Here is a 12,691-nt window from a genome sequence, read left to right as displayed (position 1 = left end):
GGATGGCGTGGTCGAGCCCGTTCGTGGGGAGACGGAGCCCTTCGGCCAGTGTCTGTGCAGAGGAGGCACGTGGGGGTTCTCGCTTCGCTGAGCGAAGGTGAACGCGACGGAACCTACGCCGATGTGTTCCGCAACTGAACAGTCCGGATGGTGTTCTTTGTTCGATCATGATCGAGTGTGGCGCTATGGAGGGGTATGCCCTTGTCGGGCGAAGCGCTTCGCGTGCACGGGGCCCGGTTCCGGAGCCGGGGTGCGCCGATATGGGCGGCCGGCCGGACCATTGACGGAGGTGTTTGTTCATGATTAGTTATGTGCGGTTATGTTTGGAGGAACCTGGTGAAGAAGACGGTTACGCCCCTCGCCGACGGCCGTGAACTGATCTATTACGACGCCGCGGACGACACCGTCCGCGACGCCGTCGACCGACGCCCCCTGGACCCGGTCTCGACCTCGTCGCAGATCCGCCACGACCCGCTCCTGGGCGACTCGGTGGCCATCGCCTCGCACCGGCAGGGGCGTACGTACCACCCGCCGGCCGACGAGTGCCCGCTCTGCCCCTCGCGGGACGGGCGGCTCAGCGAGATCCCCGACGACCACTACGACGTCGCCGTCTTCGAGAACCGCTTCCCCTCCCTCGCCGGAGACGCCGGCCGCTGCGAGGTCGTCTGCTTCACCTCCGACCACCACGCGTCCTTCGCCGACCTCACCGAGGAACGCGTCGCCCTGGTCCTCGACGCCTGGACCGACCGCACCGCCGAACTCGCCGGACTGGACCAGGTCACCCAGGTCTTCTGCTTCGAGAACCGCGGGGCCGAGATCGGGGTGACCCTCGGCCACCCGCACGGCCAGATCTACGGCTACCCCTTCGTCACCCCGCGCACCGAGCTGATGCTGCGCTCGGCCCGCCGGCACCGCGAGGAGACCGGCCGCAACCTCTTCGACGACGTCGTGGCCCGCGAGGAGGCGGACGGCTCACGCGTCGTCCTTGCCGGCGAGCACTGGATCGCCTTCGTGCCGTACGCCGCGCACTGGCCCTACGAGGTCCACCTCCACCCGCGCCGCCGCGTCCCCGACCTGCGGGAACTGGACGAGGCCGCGCGCACGGAGTTCCCACAGGTCTATCTGGAACTCTTGAGGCGGTTCGACCGGATCTTCGGCCCCGGTGAACCGCCGACCCCGTACATCTCCGCCTGGCACCAGGCGCCGTTCGGGGTGCCGGACCGGGAGGACTTCGGGCTCCATCTGGAGCTTTTCACCATTCGACGTACCTCCGGCAAGCTGAAGTTCCTCGCGGGTTCCGAGTCCGGCATGAGTGTGTTCATCAACGATGTGCCGCCGGAAGCCGCGGCCCAGCGACTGCGAGAGGTAGCGAGCGAATGAGCAACCCCCGGAAGAAGTACCTGGTGACCGGCGGCGCGGGATACGTCGGCAGCGTCGTCGCCGCGCATCTGCTGGAGGCCGGGCACGCGGTGACCGTCCTCGACGACCTGTCCACCGGGTTCCGGGAGGGCGTCCCCGCCGGGGCCGAGTTCATCGAGGGCCGCGTCCAGGACGCGGCCCGCTGGCTGGACCCCGGCTACGACGGGGTGCTGCACTTCGCCGCGTACTCCCAGGTCGGCGAGTCCGTCGCCGACCCCGCGAAGTACTGGGTGAACAACGTCGGCGGCACCATGGACCTGCTCGCCGCGATGCGCGACGCCGGGGTGCGCACCCTGGTCTTCTCCTCCACCGCGGCCACCTACGGCGAACCGGTCTCCAGCCCCATCACGGAGTCCGACCCCACCGCGCCGACCAGCCCGTACGGTGCCTCCAAGCTCGCCGTCGACCACATGATCACCGGCGAGGCGGCCGCGCACGGCCTGGCCGCCGTCTCGCTGCGCTACTTCAACGTGGCCGGAGCGTACGGCGGTTACGGGGAGCGCCACGCGCCCGAGACGCATCTGATCCCGCTCGTCCTCCAGGTCGCCCTCGGGCAGCGCGAGTCGATCTCCGTCTACGGCGAGGACTACCCGACCCCGGACGGCACCTGCGTCCGCGACTACATCCATGTCGCCGACCTCGCCGAGGCCCATCTGCTGGCCCTCGACGCGGCCGTCCCCGGCGAGCACCTGATCTGCAACCTCGGCAACGGCAACGGCTTCTCCGTGCGCGAGGTCGTCGAGACCGTCCGCCAGGTCACCGGTCACCCCGTCCCCGAGACCGCCGCCGCGCGCCGGGCCGGCGACCCGGCCGTGCTGGTCGCCTCCGCCGACGCCGCCAGGAAGCGGCTCGGCTGGCAGCCGTCCCGCTCCGGCCTGGACGGAATCATCGCCGACGCCTGGGCGTTCGCCCGCCGAGAGGAGCCCACCGCCCCATGACCGATGCCACCACCGACGCCACCACCGACGCCGTGACCGATGCCGCCGCCCGTGCCGCTTCCGGTACGGCGGCGCGGAACGCCGAGCCGGCCGCCGCCTTCACCGCGTTGTACGGGACCGAGCCCGAGGGGGTCTGGGCCGCGCCCGGAAGGGTGAACCTGATCGGTGAGTACACCGACTTCAACGACGGTTTCGTGATGCCGCTCGCCCTCCCGCACACGGCACGCGCGGCCGTCTCCCGGCGCACCGACGGTGTGCTCCGGCTGCACTCCGCCGATGTGCCCGGCGGCGTCGTCCAGCTCCGTGTCGACGAGCTGGCCCCGCACGCGGGCCACGGCTGGGCCGCCTACCCGGCCGGTGTCGTCTGGGCGCTGCGCGAGGCCGGCCACCGGATCACCGGCGCCGACATCCAGCTGAGCTCCACGGTCCCCACCGGGGCCGGGCTCTCCTCGTCCGCCGCCCTCGAAGTCGTCACCGCGCTCGCCCTGAACGATCTGTTCGGGCTGGGCCTGACCGCTCCCGAGCTCGCGGTGCTCGGCCAGCGCGCCGAGAACGCGTTCGTCGGCGTGCCCTGCGGGGTCATGGACCAGATGGCCTCGGCCTGCTGCACCGAGGGCCACCTCCTGTACCTGGACACCCGTGACCTCGGCAGCCGCCAGGTCCCCTTCGACCTGGCCGCCCAGGGGCTGACGCTCCTGGTCGTCGACACCCGGGTCAAGCACGCCCTCGGCGACGGCGCCTACGCCGAGCGCCGGGCGGGCTGCGAGGAAGGTGCCCGGCTCCTGGGCATACCGGCGCTGCGGGACCTCCCGTACGACGGTCTCGGCGCGGCACTGGAGAGGCTGGCGGCGGCCGGGGCGGACGAGTCCGTCCTGCGCTTCGTTCGCCATGTGGTCAGTGACAACCAGCGCGTCGAGCAGGTCATCGAGCTGCTCGACGCGGGGGACGCACCGGCCGTGGGCCCGGTCCTGACCGCGGGCCATGCCTCGCTCCGGGACGATCTGCGGGTCTCCTGCCCGGAGCTGGACCTGGCGGTCTCGGCGGCGAACGGGGCCGGGGCGCTCGGGGCCCGGATGACCGGCGGCGGCTTCGGCGGCTCGGCGATCGTGCTGGTGGACGTGGCGGCCGCGGACGCGGTCACCCGCGCCGTTCTGGAGGCGTTCGCCTCGGCCGGCTACGCGGCGCCCGGTGTGTTCACCGCCGTACCGTCGGCGGGTGCCCGCCGCCTCGCCCCAGCCGCTTCGTCAGGATGAACTCGGTGACTCCGGGCGGGTAGTCGTCCACCCGCCCGGCCTCCTCGTACCCGTGGCTCCGGTAGAAGCCGGGGGCCTGGAAGTCCCAGGTCTCCACCCGGGAAGCGGTGCAGTCCCGCTCCGTGCGGGCCACCCGTTCGGCCTCGGTGAGCAACAGCGAGCCGAGGCCGAGCCCGCGGTGGGTCGCCTCGACCCAGAGCAGTTCCACATGGAGCCAGTACGCCCAGGTGCGTCCGGTCAGACCGCCGACGATCCCGCCCTGTTCGTCCAGCGCCCATACCTCCAGCGGGACTTCGTGCTCGGCAGGGGTGGTGAGCAGTGCCCGCAGCTCCGATGAGGCGGCTCTGTTGTCGTCCCGCAGCCGGCCGTTCAGCAGATTGCGTCGTTCTCTGTCCACTTCTGTCTCAAGACGGAACATGCAGCACACCCTAAACACCGTGGGCAACCAGTTCCGCGAATCGGCTTCCCCCGTCGGCCCCCGCCCGTACGCTGATCCCAGCACCGGTGGGGGCCGGTGCCGATTCAGGGGGCGAGACAGTCGGGTACGACGCCCGGGGCGGGGTGCCAGTCGGCGCACGGCGGCGGCCGTGGTGCCGAGGACCATCCCGATGCTCCGGGTGTCGTACCCGTACCGGACCGTCCCCGCCGAAGGGGATGTCTGTGGCTCGAATCCGGGTTCTCGTGGTCGACGATCACCGCATCTTCGCCGAGTCGCTCGCCGCGGCCCTCGCGGCCGAGCCGGACGTCGACGGGGCGGCGGCGGGCAGCGGTCCCGCCGCGCTGCGCTGTCTGGAGCGCGCGGCGGCCGAAGGGCACGGCTACGACGTGATGCTGATCGATGCCGAACTGGGCGCCCTGGCCGCGGGCGTCGCCCGTACCGTACCCGTCGCGCAGCAGGGGGACGGGCGTCCGGTGGACGGCATCTCCCTGGTGGCCGGGGTCCGTTCGGACCGGCCGGCGGTGCGCACGGTGGTGCTCGCCGAGCGGGACGACCCGCGCCGGGCCGCGCGGGCTCTCCAGGCCGGGGCCTCCGGCTGGGTGGCCAAGGACAGCTCGCTCCAGCGGCTCCTCGCGGTGATACGGGGCGTGCTGCGCGACGAGACACATCTGCCGCCCGCCCTGCTGACGGGCGTCCTGCGGGAGTTGACCGCGGCCCGCAAGCACCGCACCGAGAGCGAACGGCTGGTGGAGTCGCTGACGCCGCGCGAGCGCGAGGTGCTGCGCTGCATGGTGGCGGGGCTGGGCCGCAAGGCGGTGGCCGAGCGGCTCTTCCTGTCCCCGCACACGGTGCGTACGCATATGCAGAACGTGCTGGGCAAGCTGGGCGTGCACTCGACGCTGGCCGCGGTGGCGCTGGCCAGGAGGGCGGGGGTGGGCCCCGCCGAGCTGAACGGCGATGTGGTGGAGCTCGCCGGGCACGCCGCCGGACTGCACGGGCACGCCGCGGGCTGAACGGTCACGCCGTCGGCTGTACGGATACGTCGCGGGCTGTACGGTCGCGCCGTCGGCTGTACGGATGCGTCGCGGGTCCGGGCGGGCACGTCGCGGGCCGGGCGGCCGGTTCCGGCCCCGGGCCGGGCCTCAGGTCGGGAAGTTGTCGAACGGTGCGGTCAACTGGCGCAGCAGGCCGGCCAGTTCGGCCTGCTGCTGACGGGACAGCTCGCCGAGGATGGCGCGCTCCTGGGCGAGCAGCCCGGCCAGCGACTGGTCGGCCTTGTCGCGGCCCTCGGCGGTCAGCCGGACGAGCACACCCCGGCGGTCGCTCGGGTCGGGCAGCCGCTCGACGAGGTTCTTCTTGGTCAGCCGGTCGATGCGGTTGGTCATCGTGCCGGAGGTGACCAGGGTCTGGGTCAGCAGCTGGCCGGGTGAGAGCTGATACGGGTCGCCCGCGCGGCGCAGCGACGTCAGCACGTCGAACTCCCACGGCTCCAGATGGTGCTCGGAGAAGGCGATCCGGCGGGCCCGGTCGAGGTGGCGGGCCAGGCGCGAGACACGGCTCAGCACCTCAAGCGGTTCCACGTCGAGGTCGGGGCGCTCGCGGCGCCATGCAGCGACCAGTCGGTCGACCTCGTCCTCCATGTCGATCAGTGTAGAGGGTCTGTCGACATGAAGTCTCTTGAATTCAAGTGTCTTGACATCAAGATAGTTCGGTGCCGATGCTGTCCCATGACCGATTCCGCCTCTTCGCCCGCCGTTCCCACACCCCCGTCCGCCCCCGCGCCCGCCTGGGACCCGGGGCAGTACCTGCGCCACGCGGACCACCGCACCCGCCCGTTCCGCGACCTGCTGGCCCGGATCGGTGACCTCCCCGGCCACCCGGCGCCCCGTATCGCCGACCTCGGCTGCGGCGCGGGCAATGTCACCGCGCTGCTGGCCGACCGCTGGCCAAAGGCCCGGATCACGGGCTACGACAACTCCCCGCAGATGCTGGAGGAGGCCGCCGCCCACGCCCGCCCCCTCCTGGACTTCACCCGGGCCGACGTGGCGACGTGGATCCCCGCGGAGACGTACGGCCTGATCGTCTCGAACGCCCTGCTCCAGTGGCTCCCCGCCCACGGGAACCGCTTCCCGGTCTGGCTGGACGCCCTGGCCCCCGGCGGCACGTTCGCGTTCCAGGTCCCCGGCAACTTCACCGCCCCCAGCCACACACTGCTCGCCGCGCTGCGCGAGTCCGACCGCTGGCGCCCCCTGCTGCACGGGGTGGGCGACCGCACGGCCGCCGTCCTCACCCCCGCCGACTACCTGACCCGGCTCCAGGACCTGGGCTGCGAGGCGGACGTCTGGGAGACCACCTACCTCCAGACCCTGCCCGGTGAGGACCCCGTCCTGGACTGGGTCAAGGGCACCGCCCTGCGCCCGGTCCTCACGGCGCTGGCCGACGACCCCGGGGCCCGCGACGCGTTCCTCGCCGAATACCGCGACCTGCTCCGCACCGCGTACCCGCCGGGCCCGCACGGCACGGTCTTCCCGTTCCGCCGCCTCTTCGCGGTCGCGCGCAAGCGGGGCTGACGGCCCGCGGGCGTGCTGCCGGTATCGATGCCGGTACCGGGGGGACGGGCGGGTGTCCCGCGGCGTCACCGCGTCGGGTGACGCCGCGGCTCAGTTCTTGCGGTGGCCTATCAGGCGCGGCTTCGACTCCAGGTTCTCCAGACCGTGCCAGGCCAGGTTCACCAGATGGGCGGCGACCTCCGCCTTCTTCGGCTTGCGGACGTCCAGCCACCACTGGCCGGTCAGCGCCACCATGCCCACCAGGGCCTGCGCGTACAGCGGGGCCAGCTTCGGTTCGAAGCCGCGGGCCTTGAACTCCAGCCCCAGGATGTCCTCGACCTGTGTGGCGATATCACTGATCAGGGACGCGAACGTGCCGGTCGACTGGGCGACGGGGGAGTCGCGGACCAGGATCCGGAAGCCGTCGGTGTACGTCTCGATGTAGTCGAGCAGCGCGAACGCCGCCTGTTCCAGCAGCTCGCGGGGATGGCCCGCCGTGAGGGCGCCCGTCACCATGTCCAGCAGCTGACGCATCTCGCGGTCGACCACGACGGCGTACAGGCCCTCCTTGCCGCCGAAGTGCTCGTACACCACCGGCTTGGAGACCCCGGCACGGGCCGCGATCTCCTCCACCGAGGTGCCTTCGAACCCCTTGTCGGCGAACAGGGTGCGGCCGATGTCCAGCAGCTGTTCGCGCCGCTCCTTGCCGGTCATCCGGACCCGTCGGGTCCGGCGGGTGGGGGAGGGTCTGCTCTTCTCGCCGCTTGTGCTTCCGTCGGTCGCCACGTCGTCAATCATGCCGCGTCTGCCTGTGCGGGCTTGCGCCGGGCGTCGATACGGGCGGCGTCGGGCCAGCGGACGTCGTACGCCCAGCCCAGCTTCTCGAACCAGCGGATCAGCCGGGCGCTCGAATCGACCTGGCCGCGCAGCACTCCGTGCCGGGCGCTCGTCGGGTCCGCGTGGTGCAGGTTGTGCCAGGACTCGCCGCAGGACAGGACCGCCAGCCACCACACGTTCCCGGACCTGTCACGGGACTTGAAGGGGCGCTTGCCGACCGCGTGGCAGATCGAGTTGATCGACCAGGTGACGTGGTGCAGCAGAGCCACCCGTACCAGCGAGCCCCAGAAGAACGCGGTGGCCGCGCCCCACCAGGACATCGTCACCAGACCGCCGACCAGCGGCGGGATCGCCAGCGAGGCGATGGTGAAGCCGAGGAAGTGCCGGGAGATCGCGACCAGCGCCGGGTCCCTGATCAGATCCGGGGCGTACTTCTGCTGCGACGTCCGCTCCTCGTCGAACATCCAGCCGATGTGGGCCCACCACAGGCCCTTCATCAGGGCCGGCAGGCTCTCGCCGAACCGCCACGGCGAGTGCGGGTCGCCCTCCGCGTCGGAGAACCGGTGGTGCTTGCGGTGGTCGGCCACCCAGCGCACCAGCGGGCCCTCCACGGCCAGCGACCCGGCGATCGCGACCGCGATGCGCAGCGGACGCTTCGCCTTGAAGGCGCCGTGCGTGAAGTAGCGGTGGAAGCCGATCGTGATCCCGTGGCAGCCGATGTAGTACATCGCCACCAGCAGACCCAGATCGAGCCAGCTGACACCGCGTCCCCAGGCCAGCGGCACCGCCGCGGCCAGGGCCAGGAACGGCACCACGATGAACAGCAGCAGGGCGATCTGCTCGACCGACCGCTTCTTGTCGCCGCCGAGCGTGGCGGGGGGCAGAGCGCGGGTGTCCGCGGCCCGGTGGGGATCGTCGATCACATCGGGGCTGGTCGGCATGCGAGTCCTCTGTGGGGTGAGGAGATATACGGCGGACGGCCCTGGCTACGGTTCCGTAACCTACGGCCTGGTAAGTATGGCAGTGACGGGGGCCACAACACGAGAGGCCGGTCCAGCACGTCCCCCGGCGATACCCCGCGCGCGCACCGGGTAGGGGAACCGTGCCGACGGCATCCGTCTCACCCCTCAGTGCAGCCGAGACGCCGTTCGCGACGACACCTATCCTTGGGAGGGTCGGACAGCGCGGTCCGCACCCGCTCGTCGGGGCGTGGCGACAGCACCGCTGCAGCCGAGGGCCCCGGATCCCGTGCTCAACCACTGCAAGGAGCCGCACACTGTGAGCAGTGCCGACCAGACCCCTGCCGCCAGCCCCGAGCTGCGGGCGGACATCCGCCGCCTCGGCGACCTGCTGGGCGAGACCCTCGTACGTCAGGAAGGCCAGGAGCTCCTCGACCTCGTCGAGCGGGTCCGCGCCCTGACCCGTACCGACGGCGAGGCCGCGGCCGAGCTCCTCGGCGACACGGACCTGGAGACCGCCGCGCAGCTCGTGCGCGCCTTCTCCACGTACTTCCACCTCGCCAACGTCACCGAGCAGGTCCACCGCGCCCACGAGATGCGCGACCGGCGCGCCGCGGAGGGCGGGCTCCTCGCCCGTACCGCCGACCGGCTGAAGGACGCCGACCCCGAGCACCTGCGGGAGACGGTGAAGAACCTCAACGTCCGCCCCGTCTTCACCGCGCACCCCACCGAGGCCGCCCGGCGCTCCGTGCTCAACAAGCTCCGCCGGATCGCGGAGCTCCTCGAAACCCCCGTCATCGAGGCCGACCGGCGCCGCCACGATCTCCGGCTCGCCGAGAACATCGACCTCATCTGGCAGACCGACGAGCTGCGCGTCGTGCGGCCCGAGCCGGCCGACGAGGCCCGCAACGCCATCTACTACCTCGACGAGCTGCACGCCAACGCCGTCGGCGACGTCCTGGAGGACCTCGCCGCCGAGCTGGAGCGCGTCGGCGTCGAACTGCCCGCCGGCACCCGTCCGCTCACCTTCGGCACCTGGATCGGCGGCGACCGCGACGGCAACCCCAACGTGACGCCCGCCGTTACCTGGGAGGTGCTGATCCTCCAGCACGAGCACGGCATCACCGACGCGCTGGAGCTCATCGACTACCTGCGCGGGCTGCTCTCCAACTCCATCCGCTACACCGGCGCCACCGACGAGCTGCTGACCTCCCTCCAGGCCGACCTGGAACGCCTCCCCGAGATCAGCCCCCGCTACAAGCGGCTGAACGCCGAGGAGCCCTACCGCCTCAAGGCCACCTGCATCCGGCAGAAGCTCGTCAACACCCGCGAGCGCCTCGCCTCCGGCACCCCGCACCGCCCCGGCTGCGACTACCTCGGCACCGCCGAACTCATCGCCGACCTCGCGCTCATCCAGACCTCGCTGCGCGAGCACCGCGGCGGTCTCTTCGCCGACGGCCGGATGGACCGCACCATCCGCACCCTGTCCGCGTTCGGGCTCCAGCTCGCCACCATGGACGTACGCGAGCACGCCGACGCCCACCACCACGCCCTCGGCCAGCTCTTCGACCGGCTCGGCGAGGAGTCCTGGCGCTACGCCGACATGCCGCGCGACTACCGGCGCAAGCTCCTCGCCAAGGAGCTCCGCTCACGCCGTCCGCTCGCCCCGACCCCGGCCCCGCTGGACGCCGCGGGCGAGAAGACCCTCGGTGTGTTCCACACCATCAAGGAAGCCTTCGAGCGCTTCGGCCCCGAGGTCATCGAGTCCTACATCATCTCGATGTGCCAGGGCGCCGACGACGTCTTCGCCGCCGCAGTCCTCGCCCGCGAGGCGGGCCTCCTGGACCTGCACGCCGGCTGGGCGAAGATCGGCATCGTGCCGCTGCTGGAGACCACCGACGAGCTGCGCGCCGCCGACGTCATCCTCGACGAGATGCTCGCCGACCCGTCGTACCGCCGGCTCGTCTCCCTGCGCGGCGACGTGCAGGAGGTCATGCTCGGCTACAGCGACTCCTCCAAGTTCGGCGGCATCACCACCTCCCAGTGGGAGATCCACCGCGCCCAGCGCCGGCTGCGCGACGTCGCCCACCGCTACGGCGTGCGGCTGCGGCTCTTCCACGGCCGCGGCGGCACCGTCGGCCGCGGCGGCGGCCCCTCGCACGACGCGATCCTCGCGCAGCCGTGGGGCACGCTGGAGGGCGAGATCAAGGTGACCGAGCAGGGCGAGGTCATCTCCGACAAGTACCTCATCCCCGCGCTCGCCCGGGAGAACCTGGAACTGACCGTCGCGGCCACCCTCCAGGCCTCCGCGCTGCACACCGCGCCCCGCCAGTCCGACGAGGCCCTCGCCCGCTGGGACGCGGCGATGGACACCGTCTCCGACGCGGCGCACGGCGCGTACCGCAAGCTGGTCGAGGACCCGGACCTGCCCGCGTACTTCTTCGCCTCCACCCCCGTGGACCAGCTCGCCGAACTGCACCTCGGCTCCCGCCCCTCCCGCCGCCCCGACTCGGGCGCCGGGCTGGACGGACTGCGGGCCATCCCGTGGGTGTTCGGCTGGACCCAGTCCCGCCAGATCGTGCCCGGCTGGTACGGCGTCGGCTCGGGCCTCAAGGCCCTGCGCGAGGCCGGACTCGGCACGGTCCTGGACGAGATGCACGAGCACTGGCACTTCTTCCAGAACTTCCTGTCCAACGTCGAGATGACCCTGGCCAAGACCGACCTGCGCATCGCCCGGCACTACGTCGACACACTCGTCCCCGACGAGCTGAAGCACGTCTTCGCCGACATCGAGGCCGAGCACGCGCTCACCGTCAGCGAGGTCCTCAAGGTCACCGGGGGCACCGAACTGCTCGGCACCAGCCCGGTGCTCCAGCAGACCTTCTCCATCCGCGACGCCTACCTGGACCCGATCTCCTACCTCCAGGTGTCGCTGCTGGCCCGTCAGCGCCGGGCCGCGGAGCGCGGCGAGGAGCCCGACCCGCTGCTCGCCAGGGCCCTGCTGCTCACCGTGAACGGTGTCGCCGCGGGTCTGCGCAACACCGGCTGACCGCCGCCGGGGGGTGCGGTCCTGTCACAGGGCGACGAACGTCGCCACCAGCAGGACCGCACCCGCCGTCCCGAAGCCCCAGGCCGTGCGGGACAGCCGCAGGCCACCGCCGATCACCAGGGCGGCCAGCAGCAGGGAGCCGCCCAGCGGCATCCAGGCGTGCAGGAAGCCCGGGGTCCCGACGCGTACGGCGGCATCGGTGCCGGGCTTCACGACCACGGGGAAACGGTCGCCCTTCTTCGCCGCGACGGACTTCTCCACCGTCAGCCGCGAACGTTCCGGCGACTTCGCGTCCGGCTCGTAGGGGCCGGTGCACCATTCCTCACCGCATCCGGTGACCGTCATGGTGCCGTGTTCACGGCCCTTGGACAGCACGATGTGATGGGCGGTGTTCCAGGACGACCACGCGCCCGCGACCAGCAACAACAGGGCTACGAGACCCATGGCGGCAAGCCGGCCGAAGAGTATCGCGCGGTGGGGAGAGCTCCGCTTCATGGGGGCAGATCCTTGGCCAGACCGGCACCCCGGGTCAACCTGTGGCCGAAAATCGCCCCACGGGTCGTGCGCATCCCGCGGGAATGTCAGGAGTTGTACGCGCTCTGCGCCCGCTCCAGCCCCTCCGCGAGCAGGCACTCCACCGCGTCCGCCGACCGGTCGACCAGGTACGCAAGCTCCTTGCGCTCGGTGGAGGAGAAGTCCTTCAGCACGAAGTCCGCGACCTGCATCCGGCCCGGCGGCCGTCCGATCCCGAACCGCACCCGGTGGTAGTCCGGCCCCATCGACTTGGTCATGGACTTCAGTCCGTTGTGCCCGTTGTCGCCGCCGCCGAGCTTCAGCCGCAGCATGCCGTAGTCGATGTCCAGCTCGTCGTGGACCGCCACGATGTGGTCGGTGGGCACCTTGTAGAAGTCGCGCAGCGCCGTCACGGGGCCGCCGGACAGGTTCATGTACGACATCGGCTTCGCCAGGATCACCCGGCGGCTCGCCGGTCCGGGCGGACCGATCCGGCCCTCCAGCACCTGCGCCTGAGCCTTCTGGGCGCGCTTGAACTTCCCGCCGATCCGTTCCGCCAGCAGGTCGGCGACCATGAAACCGACGTTGTGGCGGTTCGCCGCGTAGTCGGGGCCGGGATTGCCGAGGCCCACGATCAGCCAGGGGTCGGTGGCGTCGGACATCGCGCTGGGTCTCCTCGGGTGCGGGCGAGTGGATGAGGTGTCGGTACAGGCGAACGGGGCGGCGGAACCCCCG

The 12,691-nt window shown here is 71.6% G+C and carries 12 protein-coding genes; 6 read left to right on the top strand and 6 right to left on the bottom strand.

The features are described 5' to 3' along the window. Positions 1-336 precede the first annotated feature (336 nt). Genes galT through galK form a run of 3 tightly spaced genes read left to right on the top strand, consistent with a single transcriptional unit; the run spans position 337 to position 3,610 of the window. Complete coding sequence (galT, locus tag ACIGJO_RS15495) at positions 337-1,380, top strand: galactose-1-phosphate uridylyltransferase (RefSeq protein WP_399957785.1); 1,044 nt, start codon at positions 337-339, stop codon at positions 1,378-1,380. Then, the gene (gene galE / locus ACIGJO_RS15490; protein WP_399957782.1) at positions 1,377-2,357 is read left to right on the top strand and encodes a UDP-glucose 4-epimerase GalE; all 981 of its coding nucleotides are present in this window, start codon (positions 1,377-1,379) and stop codon (positions 2,355-2,357) included. The genes galT and galE overlap by 4 nt, the downstream gene beginning before the upstream one ends. After that, the gene (gene galK / locus ACIGJO_RS15485) at positions 2,354-3,610 is read left to right on the top strand and encodes a galactokinase (RefSeq protein ID WP_399957779.1); all 1,257 of its coding nucleotides are present in this window, start codon (positions 2,354-2,356) and stop codon (positions 3,608-3,610) included. The genes galE and galK overlap by 4 nt, the downstream gene beginning before the upstream one ends. On the opposite strand, the gene ACIGJO_RS15480 is transcribed toward galK, so the two are convergent. Continuing rightward, positions 3,552-4,028 (bottom strand): GNAT family N-acetyltransferase, encoded by a 477-nt coding sequence (locus tag ACIGJO_RS15480; RefSeq protein WP_399957776.1) that lies wholly within the window; start codon positions 4,026-4,028, stop codon positions 3,552-3,554. The genes galK and ACIGJO_RS15480 overlap by 59 nt on opposite strands. Before the next feature lie 242 nt (positions 4,029-4,270). On the opposite strand from ACIGJO_RS15480, the gene ACIGJO_RS15475 reads away from it, so the two are divergent. After that, complete coding sequence (locus ACIGJO_RS15475) at positions 4,271-5,062, top strand: LuxR C-terminal-related transcriptional regulator (RefSeq protein ID WP_399957772.1); 792 nt, start codon at positions 4,271-4,273, stop codon at positions 5,060-5,062. 129 nt (positions 5,063-5,191) lie between these two features. Here the strand turns inward: ACIGJO_RS15475 and ACIGJO_RS15470 are convergent, their stop codons facing one another. Further along, a complete protein-coding gene (locus ACIGJO_RS15470) occupies positions 5,192-5,689 on the bottom strand; it encodes a MarR family winged helix-turn-helix transcriptional regulator (protein ID WP_399957769.1) in 498 nt (165 codons plus the stop codon). Positions 5,690-5,776: 87 nt separating this feature from the next. On the opposite strand from ACIGJO_RS15470, the gene ACIGJO_RS15465 reads away from it, so the two are divergent. After that, positions 5,777-6,619, top strand: coding sequence for a trans-aconitate 2-methyltransferase (locus ACIGJO_RS15465; protein WP_399957766.1), 843 nt, complete (start codon positions 5,777-5,779; stop codon positions 6,617-6,619). 90 nt (positions 6,620-6,709) lie between these two features. Here ACIGJO_RS15465 and ACIGJO_RS15460 read toward each other — a convergent pair whose 3' ends face one another. Both ACIGJO_RS15460 and ACIGJO_RS15455 read right to left on the bottom strand, forming a co-directional pair. Continuing rightward, entirely contained in the window at positions 6,710-7,396 is a 687-nt protein-coding gene (locus tag ACIGJO_RS15460) for a TetR/AcrR family transcriptional regulator (protein WP_266922897.1), read from the bottom strand. After that, positions 7,393-8,376, bottom strand: a complete 984-nt coding sequence (locus ACIGJO_RS15455) for an acyl-CoA desaturase (protein ID WP_399957764.1) — start codon at positions 8,374-8,376, stop codon at positions 7,393-7,395. Before ACIGJO_RS15455 ends, ACIGJO_RS15460 begins: the two co-directional genes overlap by 4 nt. Before the next feature lie 337 nt (positions 8,377-8,713). Here ACIGJO_RS15455 and ppc point away from each other — a divergent pair, with 337 nt between their 5' ends. Further along, positions 8,714-11,443 carry a phosphoenolpyruvate carboxylase gene (gene ppc / locus ACIGJO_RS15450; protein WP_399957761.1) on the top strand — a complete coding sequence of 910 codons (2,730 nt, stop codon included), beginning with the start codon at positions 8,714-8,716 and terminating at the stop codon, positions 11,441-11,443. A 24-nt stretch (positions 11,444-11,467) separates the two neighbouring features. Here ppc and ACIGJO_RS15445 read toward each other — a convergent pair whose 3' ends face one another. Further along, positions 11,468-11,938 (bottom strand): hypothetical protein, encoded by a 471-nt coding sequence (locus ACIGJO_RS15445; protein WP_399957759.1) that lies wholly within the window; start codon positions 11,936-11,938, stop codon positions 11,468-11,470. 86 nt (positions 11,939-12,024) lie between these two features. Then, the gene (gene pth, locus ACIGJO_RS15440; protein ID WP_399957756.1) at positions 12,025-12,618 is read right to left on the bottom strand and encodes an aminoacyl-tRNA hydrolase; all 594 of its coding nucleotides are present in this window, start codon (positions 12,616-12,618) and stop codon (positions 12,025-12,027) included. Between the last annotated feature and the right edge of the window lie 73 nt (positions 12,619-12,691).

It is taken from the genome of Streptomyces sp. NPDC079020 (assembly GCF_044542225.1).
Taxonomy (GTDB): domain Bacteria; phylum Actinomycetota; class Actinomycetes; order Streptomycetales; family Streptomycetaceae; genus Streptomyces.
This window is presented reverse-complemented; position numbering and strand designations above follow the sequence as displayed.

Excerpts from the sequence above, each read along its gene's own strand:
- ACIGJO_RS15470 (WP_399957769.1), bottom strand. The coding sequence starts at position 5,689 with ATGGAGGACGAGGTCGACCGACTGGTCGCTGCATGGCGCCGCGAGCGC.
- ACIGJO_RS15460 (WP_266922897.1), bottom strand. The coding sequence starts at position 7,396 with ATGATTGACGACGTGGCGACCGACGGAAGCACAAGCGGCGAGAAGAGC.
- ACIGJO_RS15465 (WP_399957766.1), top strand. The coding sequence starts at position 5,777 with ATGACCGATTCCGCCTCTTCGCCCGCCGTTCCCACACCCCCGTCCGCC.
- pth (WP_399957756.1), bottom strand. The coding sequence starts at position 12,618 with ATGTCCGACGCCACCGACCCCTGGCTGATCGTGGGCCTCGGCAATCCC.
- galK (WP_399957779.1), top strand. The coding sequence starts at position 2,354 with ATGACCGATGCCACCACCGACGCCACCACCGACGCCGTGACCGATGCC.
- ACIGJO_RS15455 (WP_399957764.1), bottom strand. The coding sequence starts at position 8,376 with ATGCCGACCAGCCCCGATGTGATCGACGATCCCCACCGGGCCGCGGAC.
- galE (WP_399957782.1), top strand. The coding sequence starts at position 1,377 with ATGAGCAACCCCCGGAAGAAGTACCTGGTGACCGGCGGCGCGGGATAC.
- ACIGJO_RS15480 (WP_399957776.1), bottom strand. The coding sequence starts at position 4,028 with ATGTTCCGTCTTGAGACAGAAGTGGACAGAGAACGACGCAATCTGCTG.
- ACIGJO_RS15445 (WP_399957759.1), bottom strand. The coding sequence starts at position 11,938 with ATGAAGCGGAGCTCTCCCCACCGCGCGATACTCTTCGGCCGGCTTGCC.